This is a genomic window from Granulicatella balaenopterae, assembly GCF_900111135.1.
Lineage (GTDB): Bacteria > Bacillota > Bacilli > Lactobacillales > Aerococcaceae > Granulicatella > Granulicatella balaenopterae.
This window is the reverse complement of sequence record NZ_FOGF01000013.1, coordinates 36699-52800: the sequence shown is the minus strand read 5'-3', so window position 1 is coordinate 52800 and position 16102 is coordinate 36699. Positions and strand designations below refer to the sequence as shown.

The following is a 16102-nucleotide window of genomic DNA, read 5'->3' as shown; positions in this document are numbered from 1 at the left end:
GGTGCATACTACTTAAAAGATTGGGGATACATGGCTCATAATGAATGGATTTATGATAATCATTACCAAAGCTGGTTCTTTATTAATGAAGATGGAACCTATGCTCAAAATCAATGGGTAGGTGACTATTACTTAAAACAATGGGGATACATGGCTAAAAACAAATGGATTTATGACAAAGGACATTGGTATTACTTAAAAGACAACGGCCAAATGGCACGTAATGAAGTAATCAATAGCTATAAAGTGGACGCATTAGGTAAATGGAAAAAATAATCTTTTGATAATATAGAACCACCATGCCAATCATCATACGAGTTTTCTTACTAATATATAGTAGGGAAACTCGTTTTTTGTATATATTTTCTTTTATATATCGATATAACGCTTCCATTTATAAGTATTAAAATTTAATTATCGAAAATATTATTAAGTTATCGAAATGTGTCCGGTATTTATAGGAAGAAAGTTGTTCGATAGACAGCCATATAATTGACGTTAAAGAATTGTATATGATAAAATGATAAAAAAGGATGAAATATTAAGTATATTATTCGGATTTATTGATAAAAATTGTTTTTTTAAAGCAGTTACTGTTTTGAGCATAACTGTTTTTTTTATTTCAAGGATAGCTAGTCATTGATGTGATTAGTTATTATTACTATTTTTATCGTTATTTTTTCTTATTGGTTCATTAAAAAAGAATAATAAAAGGGTTAAGGAAGGTGTTTTTTTGTGAGTTGGAGTTTATCATTACTCTTATTTTTATTATTTGCAGAAGTTGCATTGTTTTATGTGTATAAAAAGACGAGAAAGTTACCGCTAATTAAAAATAAATTATTTGGGCGAATTGCGGTATTAGTTATTGTGATGAGTTTGTATTTGGTGGTGGATAAGATTTTTTATGGGCCACTTGTATCTTGGAAATATTATAGTAATTTAATTAAATTTAGTATATTTACTGTGATGGTAGAGTATATTTATTCTGTAATTATTTTATACATAATATATTATTTAGGTTTTTGGAAGGAATTTTGGAAGTATCGTTATGTATTTCGGATTCCATTATATATATTATTAGTAATTTGTATAACGACACCTTGGACGGGGTTAATTGTGTCTTATACGGATGGAGCTTTTGTTAGGGGAAGTGCGTATTGGACAATCTATATGGTTCCCGCTGTATTTGTGGTTATCTTAATTGGTTTCATTGTTACTCATTTTGATAGAGTTAAGTTAAAGCAGAATTGGGCTGTTTGGTTGGTAGTGATATGTGCTACTTTTGGGATTGTGGTGAATTATTTTACCTATTCAATTATTGTAATTAATTTTTATTTTACAGTAGCGGAGTATTTAATTTATTTAAAAATGTGTGATCCTCGATTATTTAGATCGCATTCGACCAATACGTTTAACCGTGAAGCGATGTTATATATGATTGATGAGTATCAGCAAAAAGGGAAACAATTATACTTAGGTGGTATTAAGTTAGCTAATTATCATAATGTATTAGAACGTATCGGAATTTTTCGTTTTGATAGTAGTATTGATATGGTAACGGAATGGATTCATAGTATTTGTCCGGATATCTATGTGTTTTATATTGATACAAAGCAGATTTTTTTAATATCAGAAGAGCCTATAAATCAAGAGAAATTTTTACGTGTGATTAAGGAGCGTTTCGAACGGTCATTTATAATTGATGATCATGAGATTATTCTGCAAGCTGAACCATTTTTTGTGTCATATGACTTATGCCATGAATCGATGAAGCAGTTTATTATTTATGCTGATCATATTCTAGAAAAATGTGAGTTGGATCGTCAACAATTATTTGTAATTGATGGTGAGATTATTAATGAGATGAAGCAAACTAATCAACTAAAACGCATTTTAACGAAGAAAATTAAAGAAAAAGATTTATTGGTTTATTATCAACCATTATTTTCAACAAAATCTAAGAGAATTACGGGGGCAGAAGCTTTAGTGCGGATGTATGATGAGAAATTGGGAATTATTTTACCGTATAAGTTTATACCTTTAGCTGAATCAACTGGTGAGATTTTAGATTTAGGTTTAGTAGTGTTTGAAAAGGTGTGTCAATATATTCAAGAGCACGATTTGAAGGAGATGGGGATTAATTTTATTACGGTTAATGTATCGCCATTGCAGTTTGAAGATACGCAATTGGTTCATAAGTTTAGACAGATTGCGAGGGATTATGGAGTTGATTTATCGATGATTGAATTCGAGATTACAGAATCAGCTATGTTAAATACGGCTTTATTTGATTATCAGATGAAGGAATTTAAAAAGTATAATGCTCATTTAGTGTTGGATGATTTTGGTATGGGGAGTTCGAATATGCAACGCTTAATTACTTATCCATTTTCAACTGCGAAGTTAGATATGAGCTTGGTGTGGAGTTATTTTAAGGGTGAAAATCATATTATGAAGCATGTGATTGAGATTTTTAAAGAACAAAACTTGGCGATTGTGGCTGAGGGTGTGGAAGATCAATCGATGGTGAAGGATTTAAGTGAATTTGGTTGTGAGTATTTGCAAGGATTCTACTTTTCAAAACCAATTCCAGCTGAAGACTTCGATCGTTTAGTAAATCAATATAATCACAATTAGAAACGGGATGATGGGTAAATGAACTATTTTTAGACTTTCTGTAATGAAAAAAATGAATAATTATTTGTGTTAAAACAAAATTTATTGATGAAATACATCTGAACATTCTAAATATTAGTTATAAGTGTTTTATTCAGAGAGAAAAAATAGTTATCTAATTTGCTTTGCTGGGGTATGGGGAGATATCTTCTTTTCTGGCAAGGCTTTTTGGATAATATAGGAAGATTACAAGGAAGGATGATTTAGTTTTTATGGATACATTTATTATGTCGTTTATTATGACAGAGATTTTTATTTTAGTGGCTTCATCAGCTTTATTATATAAGTTACGCTCTTATTTTGTTGGTCAAACTGCTACGATAAGATTTAAAAGTTTAGTGAAATCATTTTGTATATATTTAATAATTGATATTAGTTGGGCTTTATTAGTTTATGGAGATTTTTATAGTTCGACGATTTTATTGCATTTTTTATCAATGGGTGAATTTATTTTAATGGGGTTAATTCCTTATTATTGGTTCTTATATGTGAAGGAAATTTTGGATGTGCACTTTTTGAAGTATGATGTGATTACTTATGCGTATAAGATGGTTATGATTTGTTATTGTGCGCTGGTGGTAACGAGCTTTAAGACGGGATTTATTTATGCGATTACTAGTGATAGTATGATGATTTGGGGTGAGTATACGAATGGAATTATTGTCTTCTTATTGTTTTTATTCTTTGGTACGGCAACCGTTTATGGGATTATTAATCTGATAATGTCTAGAAATAAGATTGTCGTTAAGAAGTCTTTAATGGTGATTGGTTTTGTGGTACCGATTGTATTGATATTATTTTTATATTCGAGATATCAATTAGCGATTTGTGTTCCACAAGCGATGTTTACAGCGATTATTTTGTATTTTTTCTCTCTAGAAGATCAGATGAGTTATATTGATGAATTAACGGGTTTATTTAATCGTAAGAAGTTAAATGCTTTAGCTTTAGAAGGGAAGATTTCAGATTCTAATAGGGATTTGAATGAGATTTTTTATGTAGATGTGAATGATTTTAAGTCGATTAATGATACATACGGCCATTTGGAAGGTGATAAGGTATTGCAGATTATTGGTCAAGCTTTAATACGTTTGGATGAATTTTTTAAGTCAGTTTCAATTCGTTTAGGTGGAGATGAATTTATTGTGGCGATTAGTGATAAAGGAATAAATGATATTGATTTTAAGCAGACGATTCGTGATGAGATTTCTTATATTGCGGAAAAAGAAGCGTTCCCTCATACGATTAAGACATCTATTGGTTCGGCTAAGATTCATGGTAATACATTTGATTCATTGGATGATTGTTTAAAAGAAGCGGATATGGCGATGTACAAAGATAAGCCCAAGAAGAAAAATCGAAAAAGATAGTTAGTTTACAGTCTTACTTTTCATGTGTCAGGAAGAGGGGACTGTTTTTTTGTTAGTAAATTATGTAGTTATGTGTAGTAAATCGCAACTTTTTAACTAATAAAAGTCATAAAAATCAACAGAAATAGCATTATAACAGTAAGTAAATTGTGTTAGAATGGAATTATGTCTTTATAAATTAGGAAAAAATACTTTTCAAGATAATTCAGTATTTTATAATTTTAGATAAATTATAGGAAAGGAAGATACACTAGATTAGCTTTATGAATAGTTGGTTGGCAATTGAGTACTTAGCTATAGGTCTATTCGTATTGATAATGTAGTTGTAGGGTGATTAGTATGGAACAGTTTGTTAGGTCATTTATTCTAATGGAAATGTTTATTTTAAGTGGAACGCTTGGAATACTAGGGAAATTACGATATTCTTTTTCTTATCAAATGGCAACGATTCGCTTTATTAATCTTATTAGGGCGTTTGCGATGTATTTAGTATTTGATATTTGTTTAGGCTGTATGTTATTTGAGTTTATTGAGACGAGTGTGGTTAGTTTACATATTATTTTAATTGGTGAATTTATCTCATATGGTTTGATACCGTATTTATGGTTTTTATATGCTGAGGAAATTCTTGATACTAGGAAGTTTAAAAATGGTCTTATTCCAAAACTATATACAGCACTATTGCTTGTATATTGCGGTTTAGTAGTAACAAGTTTTATAACGGGAAGTATTTATAGTTTGGATGTGGATAAAAATATTATTTTTGGACACTATTCAGTTATGATTATTCGATGTTTAATGGCTTTATTTTTAGGTACTACTACTATTTTTGGGATTATTAATTTAGCTACATCAAAAAGTCAAGAATTAATGAAGAAATCGGTACGAGTAATTGGTTTTGTAATTCCAATTGTATTTACTTGGTATATTTATTTAAAATATGATATTCCTGATTGTATTCCATTATCAATTTTTATTGCGATTTTTTTTAGTTTTTTAACATTAGAAGATCCAATGAGCTTTGTGGATGAGTTAACAGGTCTATATAATCGTAAGAAGATGGTTACTTTATATAATGAAAGAAAGATTTCATATAGAAAGGATCGTTTGAATACGGTATATTATATCGATGCTAATGATTTTAAGGAGATTAATGATACATACGGTCATTTGGAAGGTGATAAGGTATTAAGAATTATGGCTAAAGCTTTCAAGAAGATTGATGAAGTATATCATACAGTCTCAATTCGTGTTGGGGGCGATGAGTTTGTGATTTTAGCTTGTGCAGATAATTTACTGGGGGTTGATTTTAAGGAGCTTATTCGTCGTGAGATTCAAGAAACTGCTAAGGAAGATGGTTGTGATTATTATATTGCAACGTCGATTGGTTCAGCTATTTTATATGGTGATGCCGAAAACTCATTTGAAATTTGTTTGGCAAATGCTGATAATGCGATGTATAATGACAAGTCCATGATCAAAAAGGATAGTAAATATTTAGCAGGTTAATGAAAATAAATAGTTAAGAACATCAACTTGGTGTCTTAGCTATTTTTTATTTTAATGGAGATGGTTTGGATTTTGGAATTTTTATGAATTATTTGAGTTCATTAGTTTGATTAGCTATAATTAAATTGAGGATAAAAAATATTTTTCGTTTATTGGAGGGAATTCATTTGTATGACTGGCGAATATATATTATTTTGTTTTTAGTATTAGAATTCATTATGCTATGTTTTTCGAATCGTCTGTTAAATAAAGCAGTAGTATTACCAGAATTCACGGATCATTTGAATATTTTAGAGACTTTTATTGTGTCAGCTGCAGTCTATATTTTATTGGATATTGGTTGGTTGGCGTTAACCTACGTTGATTTTTTTGATTCTTGGATTTTGATGCAAGTATTATTAGCTGCTTTATTTATTTGTATAGTAGTTATGCCGTATTTTTGGTTATCATTTGTGAGTGAGTTACTGGATGTGCGACCATTTTCAAGTCATTGGTTTAAATTTTTTTGTAAAGTGCTATTATTTATTATGATTATATTGATTTTGACGAATTGGGATACGGGATTGATTTTTACCTTGAATGAGAATTTGGGTTATACTTTAAAGGATATGGGGAATCATTTAGTGATGGGCATGTCGGCTTTTTTTTGGCTAATCACTTTGATTGAGGGTGGCTTTAAGTTAGTGAGGTCGACTACCGTGATTGGTAAGCGCTTGGCATCGATGGTAATTATATTTGTTATGCCGATTTTGATTGCTTTATTGGCTTTTTATCAAAATCATATTTCAATTTATTTTCCAATTGCTTTGAATTTTTCTTTGATTATGTATTTATTGACTTTTGTGAATTTGACTTATGATATAGATATTTTAACGAAATTATATAATCGTCGGAGTTTGATTCAGCTTGAAAAGAAGATTGAGAAGCATTTAAGTCGTGGTGGTTCATTAGGGATTTACTGTTTAGATATTGATAAGTTTAAGTTATTAAATGATCAGTACGGACATAAAGAGGGGGATCGTGCTCTAGCGATTGTAGGGCAAGCATTACTCCAATTAACTCATAAAAGAAAATTATTTGCAATTCGGATGGGTGGAGATGAATTTATTTTATTGGTGTTTGAGCAGTGGGGAGAGTCTTTTGCGAATAACTTTGCCTTAGAGATTCAACAATCGATTGATAATGAGGTGAATAAGGAAGAGTTACCGTATCGGATTGAAGTATCGGTTGGTTCAGTGATGATTCATAAACCAATGGAGGAGCCAATGCTTTATTATTTGGAAGAAGCCGATAAGAGGATGTATCAAGTTAAGCAAGCAAAAAATGTTGAGCGTTAATAGTAAGATTTATATAGAGATGTATTTCCTCATGAGTTTGGGTGGTTGCCGAACTTTTTGAGGATTTTTTTATAAAGATTTTTTGAAAAGTTTATGTTTAATTTCCTGTATTTTCCCTATTATTTCTTGTGTTTTTAGTGTAATCTAAAAATGAGAACGTAAATGAGTGGAGGGGTATGATGAGACTAAGTGAATATACAAGTAAAGAATTTCTTGAGATGGTGCTTTCTGAGGGGGAACATCATTGGTATTGGGCATTCTATCAAGAGTTGAAAGAGGTTAATACGCATCTTATAAGAGAGATAATTGCTTTTGCGAATACTTCTCATGATGAGGATTGTTATATGATTTTTGGGGTATCAAAGGATGGTGAGGTTGTTGGTCTTAAAAGTTTTAATGTGACGGGAGTGATGATTCAGTCTTTATTGAAGGAGATGCCTTTTGCGGGAGGTTTTGTGCCGCAAATTAGTTTGGAGAAGGTGGTCTTTCAGGAGTGTGAATTAGCCATTCTAACGGTGCATAATACGTATCATACGCCAATCTTTTTAGCAGAAGATGTTATGGGATTGTTGGCGGGGGTGATTTATACGCCTAGTTCAAGTAGTGCTAGTCTGAATGCGAGTTATCAAGAGATTGAGGAGTTATGGAAAAAACATTTTGGCTTAACGAAGCCGGCTTTAGAGTGTATTATAGAGTGTTTGGCGGATAAGGATGATTGGCGAGTTAGTGGGACAAGCTATTATCATGTCTATCATCCGGAATATCGTTTGTGTGAGAGTGAGATGATTTTTGATAGTTCTAATCGGGAGTATTATTGTTATGCGCAAAGTAATCAGGCGACTTATTATTCTACGATGGATATAACTGATGAAAATACCGTCTTAAAAAGCTATCCATTAGTTCATTTAGCGGGTGGGCATTTATCGGTGCCGCTTCCTGAGTGGGGATTTGTGGATGTGGTTCGTTCGTCTAAGAAGTTGGCCTATCAGTATTACCTAAAGGATTCGCCACGTTACCAATTATTAGAATTCATGTTTGATAAGGAGGATAAAGCGCAAGTTCACGCTTTTAATGAGCTGAGAAAAGTTATTTTAGTCTATCAATCTTTAGAAGAAAAGCAGGCATTTGAAGAATATATTGCCTTTGTGGGTCAGAGTATCTATACGATGATTCGTGAAAATAGTGAATTTAGTTATTTAGCTACAGGGAATGCGGTGCGTAATAGTGATTATAAGCATAAATTGCGTACTGGTCTGGTCTTGAATGAGATTCTAAGGGAGTGGCGTAGTGATAATGAATTAGCTAGTGATGAATTGTATTTTAATGTGTCGGGTACTGAGGCGACGGGGCGTGAACGTGAGGATGAAAGTTTTATTGTTTATGCAGGAAGTAAGATTTCGCCGATTATTAAAGCATCATGTAGTGTTGCTAATGAGCAGTTGCGTCAGCAGTATCAGCATATTATTGGTGATGATTTTGTTTTGAAAGAAGATTTATTGTTTCAGAGTCCATCAGCAGCGAGTTCATTCATTACGGCAAGTGTCACAAATGGTCGATTAGGTTGGCGACGTAAAGATGGCATCAGCCTAAAATCAATTCAAGAATATAATAAAAAAGCTAAGGAAATCCAACTCGATTTGAAGTTGTGGTAGCATTACATAAGTATTTGCGAGGGGATAGCCTGATTAGAATCCCATGTTTTGGAAGCAAAAAATATTATTAGAATAAAGTCTAGCTATCACAATAATACGAAAAAGAATTAGTCCTTTTGATATCTTTGTCAGAGGGACTATTTTTATCATTATTCAGCGAAGTTTTCAGGAAATAAAGCTAAAAGTCAAATTGACAGTCAACTCGCTAGAATGGTAAACTATAGAAGCATTAATCTTAATACTATAATTTAGGACTTGTTCGTAAACTCCAAGTATAAAAAACTATGGTTGATGATACAAACAGTTCTCCTTAAAAATTAAAGGGGGTAATAAAATGAATAAAAAGAAAATTATAATTGATTGCGATCCAGGAATTGATGATGTTTTAGCGATTTCTTTTGCAATTAATAGTGGATATTATGATATTTTAGGAATTACAACTGTTTCAGGGAATGTTGAGGCATCTTTGGCATATAATAATGTGTTGAAGGTACTTGATTTTGAGAAAGTTCGTATTCCAGTCTATATGGGGGCAGAAGTGCCTTTAGAGCGTGAATTAGTGACAGCTAAAGAGACGCATGGTATGGATGGTTTAGGTGAGTCAGATTTACCATTTACTTATCGTGATCCTGAAGCCAAAGATGCAGTAGATTTTATTTTAGACAGTATAAAAGAAGATAAAGAGATTAAGATTTTTGCTTTAGGACCATTGACAAATATTGCTAAGGCACTTAAAAAAGACCGTGAAGCTTTTGAGGGTGTGGAAGTTATTTCAATGGGTGGTGCTTTTCGTTCGCATGGCAATTGTTCACCGGTTGCTGAATTTAACTATTGGGTTGATCCGCATGCCGCTGATTATGTGTTGAAGAATTTACCAACAAAATTGAAAATCATGCCACTTGATGCGACGAGAAAATTTGTCTTAACGCCGAACACAATTTCGTATGTAACGCATTTAGATCGTGAGCGTGCTGAATTTATCCGTAGTATTACTAATTTTTATATGGATTTCCATTTTGAATATGAAAATCTTATTGGAAGCGTAATTAATGATCCATTGACATTTTTAGCAGATATGAATCCAAGTCTGTTTACAATGGAAGAATATTTCTGTGAAGTGCAGTTAGATGGTTATGCGATGGGGCAATTAATTGTTGATGAGTATGATTTTTATAAGAAAGAAGCAAATGCTGTTTTATATGTCGATATTGATGAAAAGTTAGCAATGAAAGAATTCTTAGCGGGATTATTTAAGGGGTATCGTGAGGAAATCTTTCAAAGAGGAGATCTATAATGGGGTTTCAAAAAATGACTAAGAATAAAAAAATCAGTATTGCAGCAATGGCTGTTGCTATTAATTTAATTGGGGGATTAATTGCTTTTGCTTTAAGATTACCAATCTATATGGATAGTTTAGGGACTATATTAGTGGCGTTTGTGTTTGGACCGTTTTGGGCGGCTGGAGTTGGTGCCATGTCGTCAATTGTGAACGGTATTTTGTTTGATTATTTTTCCTTTTTCTTCTTACCAGCACAAGTCCTGTTAGGGATATTAGCTGGTAGTGTGAAAGGAGTCCAATCTGGTAGAGTTTGGAAGAAAGGTGTATCAACTTTTGCAGTGTCCATTCCGGTATCGATTGTTAGTGCGATAATTGCTGCAAAAGTCTTTGGTACAATTACGTCTTCAGGCTCATCTTATATTGTACAATTATTAAGAGTGGCAGGGATGTCTGATATTAGTGCTGTATTTATTGTTCAATTTTTGACGGATTATGCCGATAAGTTATTTGCGGTATTATTTGCTTCAGAAATTATTCGCCGATTAAATAAGCGTTAGGATTATTATAATAGAGTATGTATTAGCAGCTAGGAATAGTCTTAGCTGTTTTTTTGTGTGGAACTACCCATGATGGATAGGGTGTAAATATTAATGTGTTTTTGGAGGAATTAAGATATCCTTTTTCCGTTAAATTACAAATATTACTAAGTTTATATCAACTTTTGAAATTGTGTCTAATATATGTTATGGTAAAAGTATAGATGTATATACATGATGTAACAGTCAATAAATTAGTTAGGAGGCTAAAAATGAAAGTTTCGTACAAAAATAAAATTTTGATTATATTTGTAATGATAATGATATTTAGTACAATATTTGGAAGAATAGTATTAGGACAAGAAGCAACAGTTTTTGAAGTGGATGGCAAGACTGAACAAGTAGAAGAGATAATGGTAGGAGAAGAAGTATTAACAGAGGATAGTGAAGTAGAAGATACGGCTACTCCTTCTAATTTAGATGACACAACTTCTGAAGGCAATCAATCTAATTCTCTTCAAGAGGAACCAGTGTCTGAAGTTGTTAAGGAATATGTTGAAGAAGATAACTACACTTTATATGTTGATGAAGAAGCGAAGGATACCGATACAACTAAAGTAGACATTCCTGTCACTGTTCAAGGGGTAACAATCGAGGAAGAGGTGATACCTTTACCAGATACCAATCTATTATTAAAAAAAGAAGTACAGAATACGGAAAAGACAGTTGCTATTAACGCAACGACTAAATCCGGGAAAGTAATATTCAAAAATATCCCTAATGGCAAGTACATATTATATAGTAAGAAAAGATTCAAAGATGCAGAGGAAATTCCATTAAAAGACATTGAAGTAGCAGATGGCCAATTAAAAACAAGTGGCTTAGATAGGATAATGGTCTTTGCAGCGCCATATAATAAGAATCTAGAAGTCTATAATTATGATAGCCAAACAAGAAACAAAATCACGCAAGGTGGTGCACAATTTGAAATTAATGGTGATTATCGAACTACAAATAATAAAGGGGAAGCGTATTGGCAGAACTATTCTAATAGACAGTACTTATGGCAAACACGTCCTGCAGCAGGATATAAAATAAATCCGCAACGAAATTATGGAGAATATATTGGTGAAGTATATTTTGATGGAGCTTTTCCTACAAATCCAATTTCTAATCGAGATTTATCTAATTATTTTTACAATAAAAGTAGCTGGATTTCTCAAAATGAAGTCTATCCATTGCAGTATCAATCTATCGAAGTGATAACAGAAGCAAAGATTGATGATTATCAAAATGTAGATATTAAACCGGGTGATTATTTTGAAATAAGAATGGACTATCGAACTAATAGCGGCTCAGAGATTTCACGTAATCAAGAACGTGCATATCGAGCATTTGCGAATGGAGCCGTAGTAGCTGAGGGGCGTGAGTTAAATAATAATTGGATTCGCTTTACTTTTAATGATTTTGTAAAATTAAGTGATATTTCTAATATAAAAATTAAAACCCGTCGCTATATTGATCGCTTTGAGGTTAAGAACTCTCAACGAGTGCAAATTCAAGATTATTTTGGTGGGAATATTTATACATCTAATAATGTTTATGTTAATTATAATCATTATGCTAGTGAAAATAACTATACGAACCAAGGTATTCATATTACAAAATACCAAAATGGCGAGTATGAAGCGTTAATTTATTTGAATCCATTGGCTAGAACAGGTCAAAGTTATTATGGTAATCCAGGATTTAGATTTGAAGTAGCCGGAAGTGGGTATCAAGGATTTCAAATTGATTTTGCGTATATGAATAATGGTGCGCATAATAACTTATCTGATATTAACGCATTCCCAAGCCAAATTTCAATGCCACCTAGTTATGGTATTCATTATGATAATCTAAACTATAAAAATACCAACCCTTATAAAACACCTGCAGGAAATTGGGGGAAAAATCCTGCCGTTTGTTATGGTAGACAAACTAACCCTAAACTTACTAATGATAATTGGCCTCGATACATCAATGATATTTATTTTAGATGCCATTTCTTGAACGGGCGTTATGGTGCTTTTTCTAATAAAGCATATAATGAAGCATATGGTTATATTATCAGGATTAAGGGACGTTATAATCAAAACAGTTCATCCCCTTTAATATTAAATTCAAAAATCCAAAATTATCATAGGGATACATGGAATCCTAATCCAGATACTGAATCAACAGTAACTGCTCAAATTGCTCCAGATAATTACAATGAAACTACTGATATCAATAACAATCATTGGATTAAAGTGAATGTATATAATGAGCCAAATAGTATTAATTTTTATATGAAAGAGCGCGGATATAATACTTATATTAAAAATGTTCATCTTGAATTAAGAAAATGGGATGGAGCGCAGTATCGTTCTAATCAAGATGCTTGGTCTAATGGTGATGGTTTAGTTAATTTTAATAGACTAGCTCCAGGAGACTATCAATTATATGAAACAAGTACGCCTAAACCATTTTTACATCCAAAATTTAATCTAGATACTTCTTTACTAAGCTTTAATGTTAATCAGTGGGGACAGATTTCAATAGGAGATACAACCATCGAACATGAATATAGTCGGGTTTGGTTTGAAACATTGACAAGTGATGGTTTATTACTGGATAAAAATATTCAAATAAATATATGGAATGATAAAGAATCAACATGGCAAGATTACTCTCAGACAATTAATGGTAAGGTGAAGTTTGAAAGCCTACCACCAGGTAACTACACCATTTATGATAGTAATGTTCCGAATAATTATAAAAGTCCAGGTGATCCGTTAGGTCGCATTGAGATTACTACAACTGGAGATTATCGTATTATTGAATCAAAAGATAATCATTTGGTTCAATTAACCAATGGGGATATTGGTATCTATTATAAAAAACATAATTCAATTACTTTTAGAACGTTAATTTGGGAACAGGATAATCATGCAACTATTTTACCAAAAGTAGATTTAGATATAATGAAGTGGGATAGTCAACAAGGGAAGTTTGTTTTATTTGATACTGTGTCGACTGACTCTAATGGCTATGTTACCTTAGAAGATTTAGAACCTGGAGGCTATAAGATTAGAGAAAATGAAGCACCATATGGCTTGCAACTGCATGACAGTGAAGAAGATAAAATGGGAGATGATTATTTAAGATGGGTTTTCCTAAGAGATGATGGTTCTTATGAAATATTAAAAGGAGAAAATAATTGGCCAAATATTGGACCAACACCAACTCCAAATGAGGAATCTCTATTAAATATTTACTATAAACGATTACCAACAACAAAATTCAAAATTAAAAAAATTGATGAAAAAGGTCAACCGTTAAAAGGTGCTGAATTTAAGCTAGAAGTTGGGGATGAAGATGATCCATCTATTTTTACAGGGATTACCAATGATAAAGGGGAATACACTTTTGAAAATATTCCAAAAGGTAACCTACAAATTCAAGAAACTAAGGCTCCAGAAGGTTATGTGAAAGAAGAAAATATGTATCATATTCCAGTCGGGGCTGATTATAAGATTCCAGATAATCCTACTAATCCACGTGATGTGTCAAATTTTATGTCTATAGAAACATTTGATACAGAAGATACGGTGGTTGATCCGATTAAAGCAGAGATTATTGATTCAACCATAACGATTGCCATTCAGCGTGATGGGCGTATGGGTGACAGTAAGATTAGACCTGGAGATTACTTCAAATTGTATTATGATGGTCCAATATCTTTAGGTGGGATTATTCCTGAAGGTTCCAAGTATCAGTTCTTTAATATTATGGATGCCGCTGGTTGTGTTGCAAAGGGGCAGTATTTTAAAGATGAAAAAGGAAAAGGCTACAAAATTACTTTTACAGAATATGCCAAATATTTTACCTTAAGAAAGACATTAGATATTGATTCACAATTGTATATTGATTTATATCAACAAACTAAACCAGGAAAAATTGATATTTCAGCAAGATTAGGTGAGTCTAATAAAGATTTGCATATACGTAATACTCAACATTTGGTTCGTGGGGTGAATGAATCAGAAGAGATGCGACAATTCAAAGAAAAAGTAGTCACTCAACGTTTATTACAAAATACTAAAGTTAATCTAACAAAAGCTGTCGCTGGTACAAAGGGTAGTCATTTAGAAGAAGAAGCAGTAGCAGAAGTAGTAACAGAGGAAGAAGTAGTAGAAGAAGAGGCTGAACTAAGTGATCATGCTAATAACGAAGAGCTCGCACCAGAAGTTGATAACTTAGAAGAACGAACTACTATAGCAGAAGATACCGATAAGCGTCAACCAGAAGAGTCGACTAATCCTTTGGTTGTTAAAGAATTAGAAATAACGAAAGAATTCGATGCAAACATTAAGCAAAATAACTTCAATCAACAAGTGAGAATTAATGAAAAACCAATTAATCCTAATGGTAAAGACAAGATTCAGGTCAATTATTCGTCAGGAACGGTTAGTCAAGATGGTGTTACAATTGGTAGTAAGATTATGGTATTAGATGAAATCAATAAAAATGTACAAGAAACAATCTATATTAATCCGCAAGGTGCTAATAATGAAAATATTCATGGCTTATATGAATTAAGTATTAGCCAAACAGGTGAAGGATTAATTAACAAAGATGCAGAATTCAAGATTTATAAAGTCCAAACACCAAATAAAGATAGCTTCCCGGATAGTTTTGGGGTGGATACTACTAATACAGCTATTTACCAAGATGTTACGAGTTCGTTTGCGATTGATAAGTCACGTGCTGATAATACCAGTCAAGGGCAAATTACTTTTGATATGGTGGGTAAAATGACAGAAAGCTGTGGCTATGTCATTAAAGCTACATATCATTACGGTTCACCAGTAGAAAATTTTGATGCTGGGGTAGAAACCATACATAAAGGTAAGTTTGCAACCTATGCACAAAACGCTAATGGTTATTGGTATAAAAAGTACGGTGGCTGGTTATCATATAGTAACTATTTGAAGACTTTCCAAGTAACGAGTGAAGCAGCTGGTGATTTAGAAATCACGGTAGTCAATCATAAAGAACTAAATCCGCCTACACCAAAAAACAATGTACAATTCTTAAAAGTAGGTCAAAGAGGTGCATTTTTCGAGGATTTAGATGATGTTGAATTCAGAGTGGAAGTGCAAAATGGCGAGACTTGGCAACCATTTACAGGTTCTCCATGTGATGAAAATGGAAAAATTGTGACAGTTGATGGCGGTTTTGAATTTGAAAACTTAAATATTGATACAACAGAAATAGTGCGGTATCGTATTTTTGAAACAAAAACAAATCCAGGATATCATCTGCCAAATCAAGAAGATCATGATGGTAATCCGTTGCCAATTATTGAATTTCAAGTGAATCCAGATGACTTGCGGACAATTACCATTACGAAAAATACAACGCAAGATGCAGATAACCAAAATTCTAACATTATTCAAAATATTGGCGAAGAGCCTGAATATCCTGCAACAGGTGGGATTGGGCAATTTATCTATTTTGTAATGGGTGTGTTGTTAATAATGACTGCGCACATATTATATAGAAAAGAATCTCTTCACCAATAACATGAGTTTGACACCTTTAAAAAGTGATTATTCGCTTTTTAAAGGTGTTTTTATAGATAAGAATACCCCGCAAAGAAAAATTCCTAGTAGTTAGGGACTGCTTTGCGGGGCTTTGTATTGTGAGTATAACAAAA

At 32.4% G+C, this 16102-nt stretch carries 8 protein-coding genes and 1 pseudogene; all 9 read left to right on the top strand.

Annotated features, from left to right (window positions below; genetic code table 11):
- Positions 1–276, top strand: a pseudogene (locus BMX09_RS04390) (glucosaminidase domain-containing protein); the annotation flags it as partial.
- Between the two features lie 459 nt (positions 277–735).
- Positions 736–2637, top strand: a complete 1902-nt coding sequence (locus BMX09_RS04385; protein ID WP_089746489.1) for an EAL domain-containing protein — start codon at positions 736–738, stop codon at positions 2635–2637.
- Positions 2638–2888: 251 nt separating this feature from the next.
- Positions 2889–4046 (top strand): GGDEF domain-containing protein, encoded by a 1158-nt coding sequence (locus tag BMX09_RS04380; RefSeq protein WP_089746488.1) that lies wholly within the window; start codon positions 2889–2891, stop codon positions 4044–4046.
- Between the two features lie 369 nt (positions 4047–4415).
- Positions 4416–5555, top strand: coding sequence for a GGDEF domain-containing protein (locus tag BMX09_RS04375; protein WP_177159533.1), 1140 nt, complete (start codon positions 4416–4418; stop codon positions 5553–5555).
- Between the two features lie 167 nt (positions 5556–5722).
- The gene (locus BMX09_RS04370; protein ID WP_089746486.1) at positions 5723–6892 is read left to right on the top strand and encodes a GGDEF domain-containing protein; all 1170 of its coding nucleotides are present in this window, start codon (positions 5723–5725) and stop codon (positions 6890–6892) included.
- 179 nt (positions 6893–7071) lie between these two features.
- Positions 7072–8544 carry a DUF4357 domain-containing protein gene (locus BMX09_RS04365; RefSeq protein ID WP_177159532.1) on the top strand — a complete coding sequence of 491 codons (1473 nt, stop codon included), beginning with the start codon at positions 7072–7074 and terminating at the stop codon, positions 8542–8544.
- Between the two features lie 334 nt (positions 8545–8878).
- Complete coding sequence (locus tag BMX09_RS04360) at positions 8879–9838, top strand: nucleoside hydrolase (protein WP_089746484.1); 960 nt, start codon at positions 8879–8881, stop codon at positions 9836–9838.
- 14 nt (positions 9839–9852) lie between these two features.
- Positions 9853–10380: an ECF transporter S component gene (locus BMX09_RS04355; protein WP_177159531.1), complete on the top strand. Its 528-nt coding sequence runs from the start codon at positions 9853–9855 to the stop codon at positions 10378–10380.
- 251 nt (positions 10381–10631) lie between these two features.
- The gene (locus tag BMX09_RS04350; RefSeq protein ID WP_177159530.1) at positions 10632–15968 is read left to right on the top strand and encodes a SpaA isopeptide-forming pilin-related protein; all 5337 of its coding nucleotides are present in this window, start codon (positions 10632–10634) and stop codon (positions 15966–15968) included.
- Positions 15969–16102: the final 134 nt, after the last annotated feature.

Coding starts and splice junctions, on each gene's coding strand:
- BMX09_RS04365 (WP_177159532.1), top strand. CDS start 7,072: ATGAGACTAAGTGAATATACAAGTAAAGAATTTCTTGAGATGGTGCTT.
- BMX09_RS04360 (WP_089746484.1), top strand. CDS start 8,879: ATGAATAAAAAGAAAATTATAATTGATTGCGATCCAGGAATTGATGAT.
- BMX09_RS04355 (WP_177159531.1), top strand. CDS start 9,853: ATGACTAAGAATAAAAAAATCAGTATTGCAGCAATGGCTGTTGCTATT.
- BMX09_RS04375 (WP_177159533.1), top strand. CDS start 4,416: ATGGAAATGTTTATTTTAAGTGGAACGCTTGGAATACTAGGGAAATTA.
- BMX09_RS04350 (WP_177159530.1), top strand. CDS start 10,632: ATGAAAGTTTCGTACAAAAATAAAATTTTGATTATATTTGTAATGATA.
- BMX09_RS04380 (WP_089746488.1), top strand. CDS start 2,889: ATGGATACATTTATTATGTCGTTTATTATGACAGAGATTTTTATTTTA.